The organism is Marinobacter sp. DS40M6, assembly GCF_028581595.1.
In the GTDB taxonomy this organism is placed as follows: domain Bacteria; phylum Pseudomonadota; class Gammaproteobacteria; order Pseudomonadales; family Oleiphilaceae; genus Marinobacter; species Marinobacter salarius.
Window position 1 is genome coordinate 644,278 of the sequence record NZ_JAFCAE010000003.1, and the last position, 19,635, is coordinate 663,912.

18 protein-coding genes are annotated in these 19,635 nt (G+C 57.7%); 2 read left to right on the top strand and 16 right to left on the bottom strand.

Annotated features, from left to right (window positions below):
* Positions 1-138: 138 nt before the first annotated feature.
* The 13 genes from putA to JJO78_RS10615 form a co-directional block, all read right to left on the bottom strand.
* Entirely contained in the window at positions 139-3,318 is a 3,180-nt protein-coding gene (gene putA / locus JJO78_RS10560; protein ID WP_273623633.1) for a bifunctional proline dehydrogenase/L-glutamate gamma-semialdehyde dehydrogenase PutA, read from the bottom strand.
* 201 nt (positions 3,319-3,519) lie between these two features.
* Positions 3,520-3,651 carry a helix-turn-helix domain-containing protein gene (locus tag JJO78_RS20570; RefSeq protein WP_337251849.1) on the bottom strand — a complete coding sequence of 44 codons (132 nt, stop codon included), beginning with the start codon at positions 3,649-3,651 and terminating at the stop codon, positions 3,520-3,522.
* Positions 3,652-3,673: 22 nt separating this feature from the next.
* A complete protein-coding gene (locus JJO78_RS10565) occupies positions 3,674-4,300 on the bottom strand; it encodes an AraC family transcriptional regulator (protein WP_337251850.1) in 627 nt (208 codons plus the stop codon).
* Between the two features lie 67 nt (positions 4,301-4,367).
* A complete protein-coding gene (tmk, locus tag JJO78_RS10570) occupies positions 4,368-5,000 on the bottom strand; it encodes a dTMP kinase (protein WP_075194786.1) in 633 nt (210 codons plus the stop codon).
* The gene (gene mltG, locus JJO78_RS10575; RefSeq protein WP_273623635.1) at positions 4,997-6,076 is read right to left on the bottom strand and encodes an endolytic transglycosylase MltG; all 1,080 of its coding nucleotides are present in this window, start codon (positions 6,074-6,076) and stop codon (positions 4,997-4,999) included. Before mltG ends, tmk begins: the two co-directional genes overlap by 4 nt.
* A gap of 5 nt (positions 6,077-6,081) precedes the next feature.
* Entirely contained in the window at positions 6,082-6,897 is an 816-nt protein-coding gene (locus JJO78_RS10580) for an aminotransferase class IV (protein ID WP_273623637.1), read from the bottom strand.
* Between the two features lie 7 nt (positions 6,898-6,904).
* Positions 6,905-8,152 (bottom strand): beta-ketoacyl-ACP synthase II, encoded by a 1,248-nt coding sequence (fabF, locus tag JJO78_RS10585; RefSeq protein ID WP_036205013.1) that lies wholly within the window; start codon positions 8,150-8,152, stop codon positions 6,905-6,907.
* Between the two features lie 115 nt (positions 8,153-8,267).
* Positions 8,268-8,501: an acyl carrier protein gene (gene acpP, locus JJO78_RS10590; RefSeq protein WP_007154069.1), complete on the bottom strand. Its 234-nt coding sequence runs from the start codon at positions 8,499-8,501 to the stop codon at positions 8,268-8,270.
* Positions 8,502-8,633: 132 nt separating this feature from the next.
* Positions 8,634-9,377 (bottom strand): 3-oxoacyl-ACP reductase FabG, encoded by a 744-nt coding sequence (fabG, locus tag JJO78_RS10595; protein WP_007154070.1) that lies wholly within the window; start codon positions 9,375-9,377, stop codon positions 8,634-8,636.
* Between the two features lie 16 nt (positions 9,378-9,393).
* Positions 9,394-10,329, bottom strand: coding sequence for an ACP S-malonyltransferase (gene fabD / locus JJO78_RS10600; RefSeq protein WP_228209776.1), 936 nt, complete (start codon positions 10,327-10,329; stop codon positions 9,394-9,396).
* A 129-nt stretch (positions 10,330-10,458) separates the two neighbouring features.
* On the bottom strand, positions 10,459-11,460 hold the full coding sequence (gene plsX / locus JJO78_RS10605) for a phosphate acyltransferase PlsX (protein WP_051946665.1): 1,002 nt from the start codon (positions 11,458-11,460) through the stop codon (positions 10,459-10,461).
* Positions 11,461-11,503: 43 nt separating this feature from the next.
* A complete protein-coding gene (gene rpmF, locus JJO78_RS10610) occupies positions 11,504-11,683 on the bottom strand; it encodes a 50S ribosomal protein L32 (protein WP_036205010.1) in 180 nt (59 codons plus the stop codon).
* A 71-nt stretch (positions 11,684-11,754) separates the two neighbouring features.
* The gene (locus tag JJO78_RS10615) at positions 11,755-12,309 is read right to left on the bottom strand and encodes a YceD family protein (RefSeq protein WP_075194781.1); all 555 of its coding nucleotides are present in this window, start codon (positions 12,307-12,309) and stop codon (positions 11,755-11,757) included.
* Between the two features lie 121 nt (positions 12,310-12,430).
* On the opposite strand from JJO78_RS10615, the gene JJO78_RS10620 reads away from it, so the two are divergent.
* A complete protein-coding gene (locus JJO78_RS10620) occupies positions 12,431-13,066 on the top strand; it encodes a Maf family protein (RefSeq protein ID WP_273623642.1) in 636 nt (211 codons plus the stop codon).
* Here the strand turns inward: JJO78_RS10620 and JJO78_RS10625 are convergent.
* From JJO78_RS10625 to rluC, 3 genes are read right to left on the bottom strand one after another with little or no spacing between them, the layout of a single operon-like run.
* A complete protein-coding gene (locus JJO78_RS10625; protein WP_273063143.1) occupies positions 13,033-14,082 on the bottom strand; it encodes a S49 family peptidase in 1,050 nt (349 codons plus the stop codon). The genes JJO78_RS10620 and JJO78_RS10625 overlap by 34 nt on opposite strands.
* Before the next feature lie 25 nt (positions 14,083-14,107).
* The gene (locus JJO78_RS10630; protein WP_036205004.1) at positions 14,108-14,755 is read right to left on the bottom strand and encodes an HAD family hydrolase; all 648 of its coding nucleotides are present in this window, start codon (positions 14,753-14,755) and stop codon (positions 14,108-14,110) included.
* Positions 14,756-14,805: 50 nt separating this feature from the next.
* The gene (gene rluC / locus JJO78_RS10635; RefSeq protein ID WP_185906490.1) at positions 14,806-15,747 is read right to left on the bottom strand and encodes a 23S rRNA pseudouridine(955/2504/2580) synthase RluC; all 942 of its coding nucleotides are present in this window, start codon (positions 15,745-15,747) and stop codon (positions 14,806-14,808) included.
* A gap of 704 nt (positions 15,748-16,451) precedes the next feature.
* Here rluC and rne point away from each other — a divergent pair.
* The gene (gene rne / locus JJO78_RS10640; RefSeq protein ID WP_273623643.1) at positions 16,452-19,634 is read left to right on the top strand and encodes a ribonuclease E; all 3,183 of its coding nucleotides are present in this window, start codon (positions 16,452-16,454) and stop codon (positions 19,632-19,634) included.
* The last annotated feature ends 1 nt before the right edge of the window (position 19,635 follow it).

The following is a 19,635-nucleotide window of genomic DNA, read 5'->3' on the forward strand; positions in this document are numbered from 1 at the left end:
ACCCTTTGTTTTTTTGACTCGCTAAACTACTCACGTCATTAAGGCGCTACGGCTTACAACGCCTGCCTCCCCATCTCAATACTTACCTCCTATCGTTCAGGTTTTCGTTCCGCACTGCCTTGTGAGCAAAGCGCCCTATCAAACCTTTTCAATGCCAAGCGACAACAGTGACGCGTTTCCACCCACCGCTGTGGTGTTGATGGTGCGGGTTCTCTCCGTCGCAAACCGTAGCAGGTAGTGCGGCCCGCCAGCTTTGGGACCGGTACCGGAAAGCCCCCGCCCCCCGAAAGGCTGAACACCAACAACCGCGCCAATCTGGTTTCGGTTAACGTAGGTATTGCCCACTTTTACCCGCCGCTCGATATAGGCCGCTGTGGACTCACTTCTGCTGTGAATACCCAGGGTAAGTCCATAACCCGCCGCATTAATTTCATCGATCACATCGTCCAGCTTCTCTGCAGTGTAGCGGACTATATGGAGAACAGGGCCGAAGTGTTCGTCTTTCAACTCGTTGATACTTGAAATGGCGTAGGCGGACGGTGGCACAAAGTAGCCGTCGCGGCAGGCCTCCGGTATTGGCGCCTGCGATACCAACCTGGCATGTTTGCCAAGCTCGGTCAGATGGGCTTTCAGACCATCCCGCGCTTCTTGATCAATCACCGGTCCGACATCGGTGCTGTGACGCTCAGGGTTGCCGACCATCAGTTCCTGCATGGCGCCCGCCAGCAGGCTTTCTGTGCGCTCAGCGACCTCTTTCTGGATATAGAGCACACGCAGTGCCGAGCAACGCTGCCCGGCACTGGCGAAAGCGGACTGGATGACATCCCTGACCACTTGCTCCGGCAGCGCACTGCTGTCCACAACCATGGCATTCTGTCCGCCGGTCTCGGCGATGAAGGGCACAATTGCCCCCTCACGCTGCGCCAGAGTGCGATTGAGTATGTGCGCTACCTGTGTAGAGCCGGTGAAGGCGACGCCGGCAATTCTGGGGTCCGGGGTCAGTTTGCCGCCGATTGTTGCGCCATCACCGGGTAAAAATTGAATCACATCGGGTGGGAAGCCAGCTTCCAACATCAGCTCAAAAGCCCGTTGAGCAACCAGACTTGTCTGCTCCGCAGGCTTGGCGATAACAGCATTTCCTGCCACCAACGCCGCCATCACCTGGCCAGTAAAAATAGCCAGGGGGAAATTCCAGGGGCTGATGCAGAGGAAGACGCCCCGCCCTTCCATGTAAAGCTCATTGCTCTCGCCCGTGGGGCCAGGTAGAGCCAAGGCCTTGCCAAAGCGGGATCTGCCCTGGAGGGCATAATAGCGACAGAAATCGACGGCTTCGCGCACCTCGTCGATACCATCCTGTATGGTTTTCCCGGCTTCACGGCAGCAGATCGCCATCAGCTCCTGCATATTTGCTTCCATCAGCTCGGCGTATCGCTCGAGACAGGCGGCACGATCCTCCACCGGACGCTCCCGCCAGGAAACAAAACCTTCCGTTGCAACGACCAGGGCTTCTTCCGCCTGGGCTTCGGTCGTCCAGTACACCTGACCAACGTGTTGGGAGCGATCGTAGGGCGCATGGATATCACTCCGCGCTCCGTCCCGGCGCTTTTCGCCGCCAATGACCGGTGCAGCTTCCCAGCGTTTCTTTGCCCATTGGCCAAGATGATTCAGCAACGGATCCAGATGAGCCGCTACATGGATATTCATCCCTTTGGAGTTGCGCCGCTCGTTGCCAAAGATATCGACGGGCAATGGAATTCGGTCGTTGGGCAGTGAGTCGTATCCCTGCAGTTCCTGAACCGGATTCTGCACCAGAGCCTCTATGGGCGTTGCCGCGTCCACCAACCGGTGAACAAATGAGGAATTTGCCCCATTCTCCAGCAGCCGTCGTACCAGATACGGCAACAGATCCTTGTGAGCTCCCACAGGGGCGTAGATGCGAACCGGAAGATTGTTGTCCTCAAGGATGCTGTTGTAGAGGGCGTCTCCCATACCGTGCAGGCGCTGGAACTCGATCCTGCGCCCTTTGTTCCTCGCCATGGTCAGAACCGAGGAAACCGTATGGGCGTTGTGGCTCGCAAGCTGCGGATACAACGCTCCTTCGGTGTAGTCACTCAGCAAATAACGCAGACACGCCAGATAGGAGGTGTCGGTAGCCTCTTTGCGCGTAAATACGGGGTAGCCCTCCAGGCCCAACTGCTGGCAGATTTTGATCTCGGTGTCCCAGTAGGCCCCTTTGACCAGGCGAATGGGGATCTCGTCACCCTGCTGTTTCGCCAGTTTGGTCAACCAGCACAATACCGGCAAAGCACGCTTGGAATAGGCCTGGATAACCAGGCCAAAACCACCCCACCCCTTTGCAACCGGTGATGTAAATGCCTTCTCAAACAGCTTTAGCGAGATTTCCAGCCGATCCATTTCCTCGGCATCGATGGTAATGGACACCTTCTTTTCCCGCGCAAACGTCAGCAGGTCAATGACTGTTGCGTAAAGCTCTTCCAGAACCCGCTCTTCCTGGGACGCCTCGTATCGAGGGTGCAGGGCTGATAGCTTGATGGAAATTGAGGGCGCTGGTGCCCGGCTGTCCGGGTAGGTATCGGTTCCCACGGACTCAATGGCATCCATGTAGTCCTTCAGGTAACGGTCAGCGTCGCCCCTGGTCATTGCCGCTTCGCCGAGCATGTCGAAGGAGTAGGTGTAGCCCAAATCCCGGTACTCGCGGGCGTTCCTCAATGCTTCGTCGATATCCCGTCCGAGCACGAACTGTTTGCCCATAATGGCCATGGCCTGGTACATCGCGCTCCGAATGACCGGCTCGCCACTACGCTTGATAAGACGCTTCCAGATACTGGACGGGGAACCGTCCAGTCGTTTATCCATCTTGACCACACGACCAGTCAGCAGCAGCCCCCAGGTGGAGGCATTGACCAGGGTCGACTCACTGCGGCCCACGTGCTTCTTCCAGTCAGCGTCCGACAGCTTGTCCTGAATCAACGCATCGGCGGTGTATTTGTCGGGGATACGCATCAACGCCTCGGCCAGACACATCAGCAGGATGCCTTCTTCGGTATCCAGGCTGTATTCCTGCAGCAGTGCGTCGACCATATGGACGGAGTCGTCCTGCTCGCGGACCTTTCTGATCAGGCTCGTTGCCGTTTCAGTGACGTCTCGATGCTCAGAAGCATCGCTTTGGGCAAGGGGGATCAGTTCGTTGAGGTAACGTGCTTCGTCGACGGCGTAGTTGGCAGTAATCGCTTGCCAGAAGAACGACTTTGGCTGTTCCTGAAATGCAGGCTCGAGCACCTTGCTTGCATTGAACATCTGAGCGCCTCGCCGACGGTTCCCGTCTATGGCCGGGCCCCTCGAACTTTTATTATGGTTGGGTCAGGCAACGCGTACGTACCGTACTGCGCTGTGACGTGATCAGCTACCCTGTTAAGTTAGTATTACTACGGACTTCAGGCTTACAAAATCCTACGATTCTTTTGTAAATTCGTCCGAAAATGAGGCTTTTTTAACAAATCAGGCGACTTTGTCACCAAAACGCAATCTGGAGGGCGTCGTACCTTTGTGTTTTCTGAGCGCGTTGGTGAGGGCACTCTGGGAGGAAAACCCAGTCCGGTAACTGATTTCGGAGACCGAAAAGGAAGTCATGGTCAGGAATTGCACGGCCTGGTCAAGCCGGGTCTGGAGCAGAAACTGGTGGGGGGGTAATACCCGTCACATCACGAAACATCTCGTGGAAGCGGCTGACACTGAGGCAGGCCACACCGGCAAGATCGCTCACCGTTATCTTTCGCTGGATATTCTCCATGATGTAACGGCGGATCGTGTCGGGGCTGATGGCATGGCGGTTCTGGCGAACCTCCCTGCCTTCGTTCATGCGCCCGGCCATGCAGTGCAGGATGCTTGCCCCCATGTGCCGCTGCATATCCTGATTATCCGGCGAGCGATCGAACTCTCCCGCTACGAACTGAACCAGCCCTTGCAGCTTATTGTCCAGAACCAGTGTGCGCGGCCGCTCAAACAGAGGCGCGAGTGTTTCATACTCACTGTGCCCAGGACTATTGATGGCCGGCATGTAGGGATCGAGGTTGATAACCAGAACATGGTTCTGCAGATCACCACAGTAATCGTGGCGCGCTTCAGTGGGCACCAGGCAGGCTCGCCAGGTGTCCAGGTGTGAACCTGTTCCATCCACACTCAGGTCGGCCTCTCCACGAACACCGACAACAATCTGATGATGCTCGTGACGATGATGGTGTGAAGCGGTGGGAAGCTTGAGCAAACGTGCGTCCAACATGCCCGCGATCCGGAAATTTCCTGAGAATGTAGCTCAATTAAAGCAGATCATCGGCAAACTTGCACGACTACGCCCGATTCACCAGACTCCGAAGCAGGCCCGCGACCTCGTCGCTGACCGCCTCAATCGGCTGGGAGGCGTCCACGATGTGATAACGGCCCGGCGCGCTGGCGGCGCGAGCAAGATAGGTCTCGCGTATTCGCTCAAAAAACGCTACCGCTTCCTGTTCGAACCTGTCCAGATCCCCCCGATGGCGGGCACGGGTCATACCGGTTTCCACCGGTGCGTCCAGCAGGATAACGTGATCCGGGCGCACCGTGCCCTGCACCAGGCTTTCCAGTAACGCTATGCGATCGGCGGGCACACCACGCCCTCCCCCCTGATAGGCAAAGGTGGCGTCGGTGAACCGGTCACACAGAACCCAGCGACCAGCCTCCAATTCAGGAAGAATACGCGTATGAAGGTGTTGCGCCCTGGCGGCGAACATCAGCAGCAGCTCGGTGGTTTCGTTCACGGGCTCATCACGCGGCGCCAGCAACAGCTCGCGGATGGACTCCGCCATCGGGGTGCCGCCGGGCTCTCGGGTTACAACGCATTCAACGCCAAGCGCGTCCAGCGTACTTGCGGCGTTCGCCAGTTGAGTGGACTTACCAACCCCTTCCGTACCTTCAAAGGTAATAAACTGCCCTCTGCGGGTCATTGGCCACCCTCTTCCGCTGTTGTATCCGGAGACGGTGCTGGAGACGGAGCTGGAGAGGAACGGTAGTCTGAACGGCGGTTGAGCTGAAACGCCCTCACGGCCTTCTGGTGCTCCGCCAGGGTTTTCGAAAACTTGTGGGTGCCATCGCCACGCGCCACAAAGTAGAGCGTATCGCCTTCAGCCGGATTCAGCGCCGCATGAATCGCTTCCCGGCCGGGCAACGCGATGGGTGTGGGCGGAAGTCCGTCGATCCGATAGGTGTTGTAGTCAGTGTGGGTTCGCAGATCCTTGCGAGTGATACGCCCCTGGTATTTCTCTCCCATCCCATAGATGACCGTAGGATCGGTCTGCAACCTCATACCTTTCTCCAGGCGCCGGACAAAGACGCCGGCCACTTCCTCCCGCTCATGAACCGCACCGGTTTCGCGCTCAACGATCGACGCCATAATCAGAGCGTCATAGGGAGAATCGTAAGGCAGGTTTTCAGCCTTGGCCTGCCATTCCGTCGCAAGCACCTCTTCCATTCGCTCAAAGGCCCTGCGTAACAGATCAAGGTCGGTTTCACTGCTGGTAAACAGGTAGGTATCCGGAAAGAAGCGGCCTTCGGGATGCGCCCCTTTGGCACCCATCGCTTCCATGATCCGGTCGTCGGCCCAGTCGGCGGTCACCTGCCCAAGACGCTCACTGCTGGCGAGCGCGGCGCGCATGTCACGGAAGGTCCAGCCTTCGATAAACTGAATCTGCCAGTGTTTGGTGTCACCGGCAACCATCGCATTGATCATGTCGAGACTGGTCATGCCATCGGTGAACTCATATTCGCCAGCCTTTAATAGCGCCTGCTCCGGGTAAAGACGACCATGAATCTTCAGCCACAGACTGTCGCCCACAAGGCCTTCCGCTTCGAGTTTACGTGCAACCTGACCGTAACCGCTCCCGGAGGGCACGCTGAACAGAACCGGCTCATCCAACGCTACAGGTTGCTCAAGGGTCTGAAGCCCCTGCCATAACCAGAGCCCCCCCCCGGCAAGCGCCAGGACGGAGAGACACAACACACAGATGAATAACTTCTTGAACAAGCTTTTTATTCCAAAGTTTTCAGAGGGTCGCAGATTGTCTCAAGCCCATCATCAACTGGCAAATCAACGCTGCCCAATCTGCGAACCGCGACAATACCCACAACGCTGTTAACGAGATACAGTCCACGCAGCCCGGGTGACGACAGCAACGCAGGCTGGATGATCTGCTCCCGGATGGTATGGCCGGATGCGCGCAGACATTCAAGGGCGAACTGCCGCATGACGCCGGCCACTGCAAGGCTCTCAACCGGAGGGGTTACCCACTCTCCCTCCATCCTGATAATGAGGTTGGTTCGCGTCCCCTCAAGCAACTGCCCGTCGGCGTTCGCCATGATCAGTTCGAATTCCTCGCCACTGAACTCACGGCTTGCCATCACCTGCTCCAGCCGGTTCAGGGTCTTGATACCCGCCAGCCTCGGATTCACGGTGAGTGGAAACTTGGACAGCGCTGCAACCACTCCTCCCGGCGGGGGAAGTATGGGCATCGGAGAGGAGGTGACAATCAGGCTTGGCTCACACTCGACAGGAGACCGATAACCTCGCCCACCACTCCCTCGAGTGAGGACGAGCTTCAGCACCCAGTCGTCGCCGTATTGGGACGCCAAATCGCAACCCGAGCGGCTAATTTCAACATCCAGGTCACTGCGCTCAACCGGAATGCCCAAGCGGCCGGCATCGGCCACCATACGATCCAGATGGTATGAGCGCAGCACGGCTTGCCGGCCACGCATACGGATGGTTTCAAACAACCCATCACCGTAGGCCAACCCCCGGTCTGTCGCTGAAACTCCATTGCCGTCGGGGCGAATAACGTTCAACACAACCCGGTCAATCCTCGTAACGACGGAAAATCAGGGTGCCGTTTGTACCACCAAAGCCAAAAGAGTTGGACAACGCAACCCGGACATCAGCTTTGCGGCTCTTACCGGCCACAAAATCCAGGTCACAACCATCATCGGGATCGTCAAGGTTGACGGTCGGCGGCAGCATACCTTCCCGGATCGCCAATACCGAGAAAATCGCCTCAACGGCCCCGGCAGCGCCAAGCAAGTGCCCGGTCATGGATTTGGTGCTGCTGACAGCCAACTTGTAAGCGTGGTCGGCAAATACCGATTTCACGGCAGACACTTCTGCCAGGTCTCCCACGAGCGTCGAAGTGCCATGGGCATTGATGTAGTCGATGTCGTCGGCGCCGAGCCCGGCATCGCGAATCGCATTCTTCATGGAGCGCGCGGCACCCTCACCGTTCTCTGGGGGAGCAGTTATATGGAACGCATCGTCGCTCATACCGAAACCGATCACTTCGCCATGAATGGTGGCACCACGGCGTTTCGCGTGCTCGAGATCCTCCAGCACCAACACGCCGGCGCCGTCGCTGAGCACAAAGCCGTCCCGGCCACGATCCCACGGCCGGCTGGCCTTTTCCGGGTCGTCATTGCGGGTGGACAGCGCACGCGCTGCCGAAAACGCGGCAATTGAGCTTCGGGTGGTGGCCATTTCCGAACCGCCGGCCAACATCACATCGGCATCACCGTAAGCAATGGTGCGCGCTGCATAGCCAATGTTATGGGTGCCGGTCGTGCAGGCTGTCACGATGGCGATGTTTGGGCCCTTATAGCCAAAGCGGATAGCCACGTTTCCTGAAATCATGTTGATTACGGAGGCTGGCACAAAGAAGGGAGACACTTTTCGCGGCCCGGACTTCTCCATCGTGATCACGTTCTTCTCGATGTATTCAAGACCGCCTATGCCTGAGCCGATGGCAACCCCTACCCTTTCACGATCAAGATCGGTGTACTCATCAAGACCACTGGCATCTACCGCCTGTTGAGCGGCGATCAGGCCGTAATGAATGAAGGCATCCAGTTTTCTGGCGTCCTTCGTGGACAGGTACGGTTCAATATCCAGGTTCTTGATGCCACCGCCGATTCGTGTGTTGTATCCGGTGGTATCAAAACGGTCGATTCCGGCAATGCCGCTGCGACCGGAACAAATGCCGTCCCAGGACGAATCCACATCGTTACCCAGTGGCGAGAGCATTCCCATGCCTGTGATTACAACACGTCGTTTAGCCATACCCCTTCACCTGAGTTCCTTGCTGATCATGGACTGGAATTCCTGCCAATAAAAAAGCCGTCCGATGTCTAGTCACATGGACGGCTTTTTGCCTGGCGATAAAGCGTGCAGAGTATCAGGTGTGCGCGACGATGTAGTCGATCGCGTCCTGGACACTCGCCAGCTTTTCCGCTTCCTCGTCGGGAATCTCGGTCTCGAACTCTTCTTCGAGTGCCATGACCAGCTCAACGGTGTCCAGTGAGTCAGCGCCAAGGTCCTCTACAAAAGAAGATGTGTTCTGAACTTCGGACTCTTTAACGCCCAACTGCTCACAAACGATCTTCTTCACGCGCTCTTCAACTGTACTCATAATGTCCTCACTTTTGTGTCAACCAAGCAACTTAAGTGCTGCCAGTTTAGTTTAAACCATACCTGCAAACAAGCAGGGGTTCCATTCAAACATGTTGTGCGACAAGGGTTTGCGCACACGTCCCCACAGGGACTATCCCATGTACATACCGCCGTTCACGTGGATCGTTTCGCCCGTCACGTAACCAGCGGCCTCCGACGCCAGGAAGGCAACCACCGCAGCCACTTCTTCCGGCTCACCCAGACGACCGGCAGGTATGACTTCCATCATAGCCTCACGTTGCTTGTCGTCCAGTTTTCGGGTCATATCCGTATCGATAAATCCGGGCGCTACGCAATTGGCGGTAATGCCCCGGTTCGACATTTCTTTCGCCAGGCTGCGGGTAAAACCCTCAACTCCGGCCTTGGCAGCGCAATAGTTGGCCTGTCCGGGGTTACCCATACCAGCCACAACCGAGCTGATATTGATCACCCGACCCCATCGCGCCTTGGCCATTCCCCGCAATACGGCCTTGCTGGTCCGGTAGACGCTGGACAAGTTGGTTTCCACCACCGACGCCCAGTCATCGTCCTTCAGCCGCATCAGCAGATTATCACGAGTGATCCCTGCGTTGTTGACCAGGATCGCCGGCGCACCGGCTTTCTCGTTGATTTCCTTCAGGCCAGCCTCGATGCTGTCTGGGTCGGCGACGTTCATTACGATACCGAAACCCTTCGCGCCTGCTGCTTTCAGGTCAGCGGAAATCGACTCGGCGCCATTCTCACTGGTTGCCGTACCGACCACCATGGCGCCCTGATCTGCCAGCGCCTTTGCAATGGCCTTTCCGATCCCGCGAGTTGCACCCGTTACCAGCGCTGTTTTGCCTTCAAGAGACATGTGTTGCTCCTATTTATTACTGTCCAAATGCCTCTGACGCCTTTGCCAGCGCATCCGGCTCGTCAATGCCGTAAACCGACAATTCACGGTCAATGCGCTTCGCCAGCCCTGCAAGGACTTTACCGGCGCCGCACTCTACAGCGATCCGCACATCATTTGCCACCAGTTTACGAACGGTATCGGTCCACAACACCGGAGAGTATAGCTGCTTGACCAGATTAGCCTTGAGGGATTCACTGTCCTGGGCGACGGAAGCGGTAACATTCTGTATTACCGGGATGACAGCATCGTTAAACGTTACTTCGTCCAACGCGGTTGCCAGTTCCTCCGCGGCTCCCTTCATCAGGGCACAGTGGGAAGGCACACTCACCGGCAATGGCATGGCCTTGCGGGCACCTCGGGCCTTGCAGGCTTCGATGGCGCGTTCAACCGCTCCAGCAGCACCAGCAATCACTACTTGCCCAGGGGCATTGAAATTGACGGCGGCAACCACGTCACCATTCGCCGCCTCGGCACAGGCGGCGGTTACGTCGTCGTCTTCGAGACCAAGAATGGCTGCCATCTTGCCTTCGCCGGCTGGCACGGCGGCCTGCATGAGCTCGCCACGCAGTTGCACCAGTTTAATGGCATCAAAAAAGTTCAGGCTTTCCGCTGCAACCAGCGCACTGTACTCACCCAGGCTGTGCCCGGCGACAAAGTCAGGCGCCTGACCTCCTGCTACAAACCACTGCCGCCAGAGCGCGACGCTCGCCGCCAACAGCGCTGGCTGGGTAACCGTGGTCTGATTAAGCTCTTCCGCAGGGCCATGCTGGCACAGGTGCCAGAGATCATACCCCAGCACATCGGAGGCTTCGGAAAACGTTTTTTCTATGATCGGCCAGTTCTCGGCTGCTGCTCCCAGCATACCGACAGACTGCGATCCTTGTCCGGGAAAAATAAAGGCTGATTTCATAGTGGGAATCTTACCGTCAATGAGGGGTTACGGGAGATTAGCCAATAGTACAACCTGGGGGCCGATCCGGCCAATCTAGCAAAAATGGGGAGAGACTTTAGTCTCAGGGACAGGTTAAGGCTTGAGCACTCAGATCATCAGGTCATCGAGACGGTCGTTTATGCGGCTGGGCACTTCCAGCTCAACTTCACGAACCGCCTGACGTATGGCGGCCAGCATGGCGCGCTCGTTGGCGTTGCCATGGCTCTTTATCACCACCCCTTGGAGGCCAAGGAGACTGGCACCGTTGTGCCTTGAGGGGTCCATAAGCCGGAGCAGCCGTCCGATGATCGGCCGCGCGAAGAAGCCGACGCACTTGCCGTAAAACGTTTTCGTAAAGGCTTGTTCCAGCAATTCAATCAGCAGACCGGCAACGCCCTCACCCGTCTTCAGGGCAATATTCCCGACGAAACCGTCGCACACCACCACATCCGCCACGTCGCGGAACAGATCACTGCCCTCGATGTATCCGATGTAGTTGATGGTATCGCACTGGGCCAGCATGTGAGAGGCAAGCCGCACTTGCTCATTGCCCTTGATCTCCTCTTCGCCAACATTAAGCAGAGCGACTCGAGGTTCTGGCTGATTGCAGATGGCCGATGCCATCAGTGAGCCCATCAGTGCGTACTGATAGAGGTTTTCCGCAGTGGAGTCCACGTTGGCGCCCAGATCGAGCACGTGGCAACGCCCCCGAAGCGACGGAATCAGTTTGGCGATTGCAGGGCGCTCAATACCCGGGTACATACGGATAACAGAACGGCCGAACGCCATGAGCGCGCCGGTATTGCCAGCACTGACACAACCTTGAGCAACGCCATCGCGAACAAGCCCCAGCGCCACGGCCATGGACGAATTGCGTTTGTGGCGAAGCGCATGGGAGGGCCGCTCATTCATCCGCACGACATCGGCAGCTTCGACGATACGAATTCGCGAGTGCCCAGGATGCAACAAAGCCTCAAGCTCACTCCGGATTCCTACCAGAACGAGACTCAAGGCTTCGTTTTCTTTCACCGCATCCAGTGCAGCGGAGGCCACAACATCGGCTCCGCGATCACCACTCATGGCGTCAATTGCGATGGTGACCGGCTTCACCGTTCCTCCATCTCGCACTGGCGGGTGGATTGCTCGCGACGGTTTACTCGTCGCGAGCCTCAATTACCTGCTTGCCACGGTAAAAACCGTCCGGCGACACGTGGTGACGACGATGCACTTCACCAGTCGTGGTGTCAGTGGACAGAGCTGCCGTGCTCAGAGCATCGTGTGAACGACGCATACCGCGCTTTGAGCGGGTTTTTCGATTTTTCTGTACAGCCATGATTATGCTCCTGACCTGATAAACGTGTGTTCGTTAAATTCGCGACGGTTTCCAGGGAAAACGACGCCTGATTAATGTTTCTTTGTCTTGAGATCCGCCAGTACGCTGAACGGGTTGTCTTCAGACTTCCTGACCGGCTCGTCCCCGGATTCATCCGGTTCAAAGGCTTCCAGCTCTTCTCGGGCGGGACATTCGTCACGCTCATGAAGCGGAAACGGCGGCAGAACCAGCAACAGTTCGTCCTCAGTCAAGGACCACAAATCCGCGCTGAAATCGTCCGTCAGAAACGGTTCAAGCTCTTTTGGCAACTGCTGGGCCTGCTCATCGCTGGTCACCAACCCCAATGTAAAGTGGGAGACCAGTGTCTTTTGCATGGGCCCCATGCAGCGCTGACACTCCAGGGTAACCGGTGCTTCCAGCTCACCTGTCACCATGCGTCGGCGTTCGCCGTCCATGGAGAATGACAGGCTCACCCGGCACACTGCGCCGTCCTCAAAACCAAATACAGAATCACCAAAACGAGACAATGCCTGCAGAGGAATTTCTCCCTCCAACACTATTTGTTGCTCTGCCAATCGGTAAGGATCGACAGTTTTGGGCAGCTCGGTGCTTGAGGCTTTTGACATAGGCGCGCAATTTTAGGGACCTGACCGCCCGCTGTCAAAGACTTCATGCGCTTTTGGGCAAGGGGTACACTGCGGATAGGTGTATTCTACGATAATACCAAGCAATGACATAAGGAACCCAATGCAACACCGCCCACTTCTGCTTGCCTCATCATCACCTTACCGGCGACAGCTGATGGAACGGCTGGGACTGCCCTTCCAGGCCGCATCACCGAACGTCGATGAATCACCAGAGATAAGTGAAGGCCCGGAACAGCTGGCCGTGCGACTGGCGCAAAAGAAAGCCGAAGCGCTCGCCGGGGATTATCCTGACCACTGGATCATCGGCTCTGACCAGGTTGCCTGCCTCGAGGATGGCACCGTGCTGAACAAGCCGGGAAACCATGAGCGCGCCGTGCAGCAGCTGAAGCGCAGCAGCGGCCAGAGAGTCTCATTCCTGACGGGCCTGGTACTGCTGGATTCCGGCACCAACGAACGGCAGAGCCACTGCGAACACTTCCATGCCTATTTCCGGGAGCTAGACGCGGACGAAATCGACAACTACCTACACACTGAGACACCCTACGACTGCGCAGGCAGCTTCAAAATGGAAGGCTTGGGCATCACCCTGTTCAAGCGACTGGAAGGGGACGATCCGAACAGCCTGATCGGGCTGCCGTTGATCGCACTCACCAGAATGCTGCTAAATTGGGGGCTGAATCCACTGCATCAGCCCCACGACCCTCAGCGCAGCTCCAGCCGCGATTCAGCGAAGTAGCGGGCAATACCACTGCCCACAGAAACGCCGAACTGGTCAACAATTTCCTGGAACGGCGATTCTCGGCGGCTGTAGTCCACAAGATCCTCCTGGCCGATAACCTGTCTTGCCACATGCGAAGAACTGCCAAGACCATCGATCAGGCCAAGCTCAAGCGCCTGCTCACCACTCCAGACCAGCCCTGAGAACAGTTGCTCGTCATCCGCAAGCCGATCACCCCGCCCCTTCCGCACACTCTCGATAAACTGACTGTGAGTGGTTTCCAGAACGTCTTGCCAGAATTGCACCTCTTCTTCTTCCTCCGGTGAGAACGGATCCAGGAACGCCTTGTTCTCACCCGCCGTGTACAGACGGCGGTCGACCCCCAGTTTGTCCATGATCCCCGTAAATCCGAAACCTCCGGCCACCACACCGATGGAACCCACGAGACTCGCCTTGTCGGCGTATATTTCATCAGCAGCCGCAGCAATATAGTAGGCGCCAGAGGCACCAATATCGGAAATCACCGCATACACCTTCTTCTCCGGATACTCACCCCTCAACCGAACGATTTCGTCATAGACGTAACCGGACTGGACCGGACTGCCGCCCGGACTGTTGATGCGCAGGATCACCCCCACCGAATTCTCTGCCTCAAACGCTTCGCGCAGGGAACCTACAATGTTGTCGGCGCTGGCGAGCTCATCCGCCGCGATAGTGCCCTCGATCTCAACGAGCGCCGTGTGCTTTCCCTTGGCAGCGGATTCCAGCGCACCGCTTAACGGAAACTGGATCATCAGCAGCAAGGCAAAGAGATACCCGAACGTCAGCAGTTTGAAAAATATCCCCCAGCGGCGGCTTTTTCGCTGCTCTGACTGCAGAGACATCACCAACTTTTCGATCAATTTCCAATCACGAGCCGACTCCGGCGGCATCGCTGGCTTGCGGCGACTTCCTTCAGGGCTTTTCGCTCCGCTTTCCGGGTTTTCTGGCTCGCTCCCCCAGCCAGGATGTCTGTCTGATTCCCAATCGCTCATTGCTACTTCCTGTTACTGTTGCGGCTCAGAGGCCGAGTACGTCGCGCAGGTCTTTTACCGAATCGACGACCGCGTGCGGTGCGTAATGCCCCAGCACATCACGTTTATGCACACCCCACTCCACACCAATAGACGGCATCCCGATACGCTGGGCCATCTCAAGATCGTACCGGGTATCCCCGATCATAACCGCTTCCGCCGGCTCAATGCCGTAAAAGCGGATGATCTCTCCGAGCATCGCCGGGTCGGGCTTGGAGCGGGTTTCATCCGCGCAGCGAGTAATATCAAAATGCGGCCCAAGCCCGCTGGACACCAAAGCACCTTCCAGACCGCGGCGGCTCTTGCCGGTGGCCACCGAGCAGCCGCGCCCCGCTGCACGAAGGTCAGCCAGTACGTCCGCCATGCCCGCAAACACATTCTGGGGCGTAGTCACCTTGGAGAAAAAATAACGGGCATAACCTTCGCGAATCGCCGTCATTTCCTCCCGCGTTATACCGGGATACAGCTTTTCCAGAGCTTCAATCATGCCCAGGCCGATGATATCGCGATAGGCTTCCCGCTCCAGTTCCGGATACCCCAGCTCGGTGGCCGCCTGATGAAGGCTGTCGGCAATATGATCAACGGAATCCACCAGCGTTCCGTCCCAGTCAAAAATCACGACCTTTACGTCCATTGATACTACCTTGGTGCGGTCATTCTGCTTGCGAACCACAGAACAACGGATTATTCGGAGGCCTTCCGGCGCGCCGCCAGCTTGGCCATGAGTTCGCTGAAAGCCTCATCATAGGGAGCCTCAAGATGAACTGGCTCTCCCGTGGAGGGCAGCGTAAAGTCCAGGGCGCGGGCGTGGAGCATTAAACGCTGACCGCCGGCGGAACGAAATGCCCGCAGGCTTACATCATCCATATACTTGTCATCGCCGGCAATCGGATGCCCCGCCCAGGCACTGTGAACACGGATCTGATGGGTGCGACCGGTTACCGGTGAGGCCTCAACCAGGGTATACCCTGAAAAGGAGTCCAATACCCGGAAGCGGGTGAGAGAGTCCTTTCCTGCCTCATCCACGCGAACACGGCGCTCACCGGAGCCAAGCTCAAACCGCAGCAACGGCTCGCTGACCTTCCTGACAGCCCCAGGCCAGTCGCCCGCCACCAGAGCATGATAATGTTTACGAATACGCTTGTGACGCAACTCGTCCTGCAAATAACGCAACGCAGAACGCTTCTTTGCAACCATCACCAATCCCGATGTATCCCTATCAAGCCGATGCACGAGTTCCAGAAACCGGGCCTCCGGCCGCGCCGCCCGCAAGACTTCGATCAGCCCGAAATCCAGCCCGCTACCACCGTGAACCGCTATACCTGATGGCTTATTAACCACCAGCATCTGATCATTTTCAAACACCACCGCGTCCTGCATGACCCCCTGAACCCGGGAGCCTGGAACTACCTGCGCCGGCTTTTCCTTTCGGGTAACCGGTGGAATGCGCACCTCATCACCCGTATTCAGACGGGTGTCGGGCTTCACCCTGCCCTTGTTCACGCGCACCTCGCCCTTGCGGATAATCCGATAGATGATACTGCGCGGTACATCCCGGATCTGCGCCATCAGGTAGTTGTCCACGCGCTGACCGTGGTTATCCTCATCAACCACCACCTTTCGCACACCCTGCCTGATTTCGCCACCTCTGGAGCCGGGCACAGAGCTACTCTTTTCGCCACTGACAGGCTGCGATGACGAAGAGGGACGTTTTTGCCTGGTCGATCTGGACATGGATACCTTACCGCTGGAAACCCTGCGGGATTGAAGGAGCCGGCGAATACTGTTATATTCCGGCGTGCTCTGCCGTTTGTCTACGGCCTGGCCAGTATGCCAGAAGCCGGAGCGGCAGGAGTATACCGACACTATTTGAGAGTTTGAACGCCGAAAGCCCAATCATTACCGGGCTCGGCGATTGAAATCCTCCCGGGCCAAAACGGAAGACGCTGATTACAGCGACTGTCCAGAAGCCGGGGGAACAAGAAACCGTACGGAAAACCGTCGGGCGACATCGCGAAGAATCATTACCAGCACGCAGGGCCGGGCCGTCCAGCATACGAATACGACGTGAGACCCAGGCACCCGCGTGAACCTGAAAACGGATAACATGCGCCAACAGACTCTGACCCAAAGCGACTCTTTCCTGCCCACAGGCAGGCGAACCGTCGGCGGTGGCCTCGGAACCCCGGGAAAATTCCCCGCAGGGATCTGATTCGTCTGGCCGTCGGATTACCCCTGTTACAAGGGGCCCACGGCACGCAAGTTCTGCTTCGCTGATGCTATTCCCCAGGTTTTCTGTCCAAACCAAACGACAGGAACCATTTCTTTCCATGAAAAGAATGCTGATCAATGCGACTCATCCCGAAGAGTTGCGCGTAGCCCTGGTTGACGGCCAGCGTCTGTTTGACCTCGACATCGAATCCAGCTCCCGTGAGCAGAAGAAAGCCAATATCTACAAGGGTCGCATAACCCGTGTAGAGCCAAGCCTGGAAGCCGCTTTTGTGGACTTCGGCGCGGAACGCCACGGATTCCTTCCTCTCAAAGAAATCTCCAAGGAGTATTTCAAGAAATCACCCGGCCAGATTGAAGGCAAGATCAACATCAAGGATGTGGTTGCCGAAGGTCAGGAAGTCATTATTCAGGTGGATAAGGAAGAACGTGGCAACAAGGGTGCAGCCCTCACCACCTTTATCTCCCTTGCGGGCCGATACCTCGTGCTCATGCCCAACAATCCTCGCGCCGGCGGCATTTCCCGTCGTATCGAAGGTGAAGAGCGGGCGCAGCTGAAAGAGGCCATGAACGATGTACAGGTGCCCAAGTCCATGGGCATCATCGTTCGTACCGCCGGCATCGGCCGCACCACCGAAGAGCTGCAGTGGGACCTGGACTACCTCGTCCAGTTCTGGGAGGCCATTACCCAGGCCGCCGGTGAGCGCAAGGCGCCGTTCCTTATTCACCAGGAAAGCAACGTCATTATCCGCGCTGTACGCGACTATCTTCGCCAGGACATTGGTGAGGTACTGATTGACGCCGCAACGGTGTACGAGGATGTATTGAACTTCGTTCGCGCCGTCATGCCCTCGTTCGAAAACAAGATCAAGCTGTACAAGGACGAAATCCCCCTGTTCAGCCGTTACCAGATCGAAGGCCAGATCGAGACCGCGTTCCAGCGTGAAGTGAAGCTGCCCTCCGGTGGCTCCATCGTGATCGATCCCACCGAGGCACTGGTGTCCATTGACATCAACTCCTCCCGTGCCACCAAGGGCCACGACATTGAGGAAACCGCGCTCCAGACCAACCTGGAAGCGGCGGAAGAGATTGCCCGCCAACTGCGTCTCAGGGACATGGGCGGCTTGATCGTGATCGACTTTATCGACATGACCCCGGCCAAGCACCAGCGCGAAGTCGAGCAGAAGATGCGCGAAGCACTGGAAATCGACCGCGCCCGGGTACAAGTGGGCAAGATTTCACGCTTTGGCCTGCTTGAAATGTCTCGCCAGCGTTTGCGCCCATCCCTGGGCGAGACCCGCAGCGAAGTCTGCCCTCGCTGTGAAGGCCAGGGCACCATCAGGGGCATTGAGTCTCTGGCCCTGAGCATCATGCGCCTGATCTACGAGGAATCCTCCAAGGAAAAGACTGGCCAGGTCCGTGCCGTGGTGCCCGTCGCCGTTGCCACATTCCTGCTAAACGAGAAGCGCAAGCAGTTGGCCGACATCGAAGCACGCCAGGAAGTGGAAGTGGTGGTGGTTCCCGCACCTCACATGGAAACACCTCACTTCGAAATCCTGCGCATGCGTGACGATGAGACCGGCGTGGAGCATGTATCGAGCTACCAGGTCGCTCAGGAATACAGTGAACGGGAAGAAGAAATCTTCGAGGCCCCTGCTGCCCAGCCACCGGTCCGCGAACAGGCAGCGGTGAAAGCCATTCGCCCGGTTGCGCCCGCACCTGCCCCGGAAAAGGCAGCGCAAGAAACCCCGGCCGAACAGACTGATGGCCTGTTCCGCAAACTTGGCCGCAAGATTGCGGATTTCTTCAGCGGTGAGGAAGTCATCGGTGAACCACCGGTGAAACGGGAACAGCCTAGCGGCTCCAACCGTGACGACCGCCGTACCCAGGACCGCCAGGACCGTCGTAAATCCAGGGTGGCCCGTGACGACAACCGTTCCGGAAATCGCAGTGGCGCTGACCGCCGTCAGGCCGGCGCCAATCGTGGCGACAGCAGCCGCAGCGATGACAACCGGGGACGTAACCGAGGTGCAAACCGCAATCGCGGAGACGACCAGGGCCGCAGTGGCCAGGGCCAGCAGGGAAGTGCTGACAAGAGCGCCGACAAGACAGCCGATAGCCGCAGGGATGGCAACCGCAAAGACGGCCAGGGACGCGGGCAGGGGCGCAACAAGCCCCAGACCAGCAGGGACCAGAAGGACCGCCAGGAACAACAGGACACCAGTCCCCAGAAAAGCGCTGCCGCCGACAAGTCCGGCTCCGATGAAAAACGTCGCAAACCAAGACGTAATCGTAATCGCGACGGCTCCCCTGCTGAAAACCCGGCGTCAACACCGGCAGATCGGAAGTCCGCCCGCAGCGAAAGGCATCAGAAGGATACTCAGCCGGAAGAGCAGACCGACAAGCAACCTGCAACTCAGCCCGCAGGAAAGCCGGACGTAGCCGCGGCCAATACGGCAGAGCCGAAGCCGGCGGAAAGCGTGGCTGAAAAGCCTGTCGAAGCGACGTCAGCGGAAAGCGCGACGGAAGCACCGGTCGAGAAATCGGCGACGAAACCTGCGGAACCAACGGCCGAAAGTGCGGAGCCCAATAAAGCGCCCGAAAAACAGCCGCAGCCGGCAACGTCTGGCACCGCGAAGCCCGACCAGCCGGACACCGCGGGCAATGAGGCAGTGAAATCTGAAGCAGAGTCCGAGACTATTGCTGAGGAGAAGCCGAAACGCCCTGCCCGTCCACGCCGGTCATCCAGGAAACCAGCTGAAAAGAAGGCTGAACCCACCGACGCAGATGCGACGACGGCCGACAAGGCTGAAAAAGCAACTCCGGGCAAAGAAACCCCAGAGGCCGTGGTAGAGGCCGAAACCCCCAAGCAGGAAGTGGATGCCAAGCCACAACCAACAGAAGCTGACACCAAACCCAAGGCGGAATCCAAGGCTGAATCCAAGGCCGACAGCACTGCTGACGCTGAGCCGACGGCAACCAAAACCGAGAAAGCGGAACAACCCGATACCGCCACCCCGGCGAGCGAGCCGGCAGCAGCGGATACAGTGAAAGAACCGCAGGAAACGACCAGCAAACCAGCGGCGGAACCGAAAGCCGAGGCCTCCGAGGCAGAGGAAACGCAAAAACCTGCAGAGAAGCCGGTTGAGCCCGCGGCTGAGCAAGAAAAGCCGAGTGAGCAGGTGAATGTACCGGTAACCCCGGGCCGTGCCTACAATGATCCGAGGGAAGTCCGTAAGCGTCAGCGGGCAGCCGAAGAGGCCAAAAAGGCCGGGAGTAACTGAC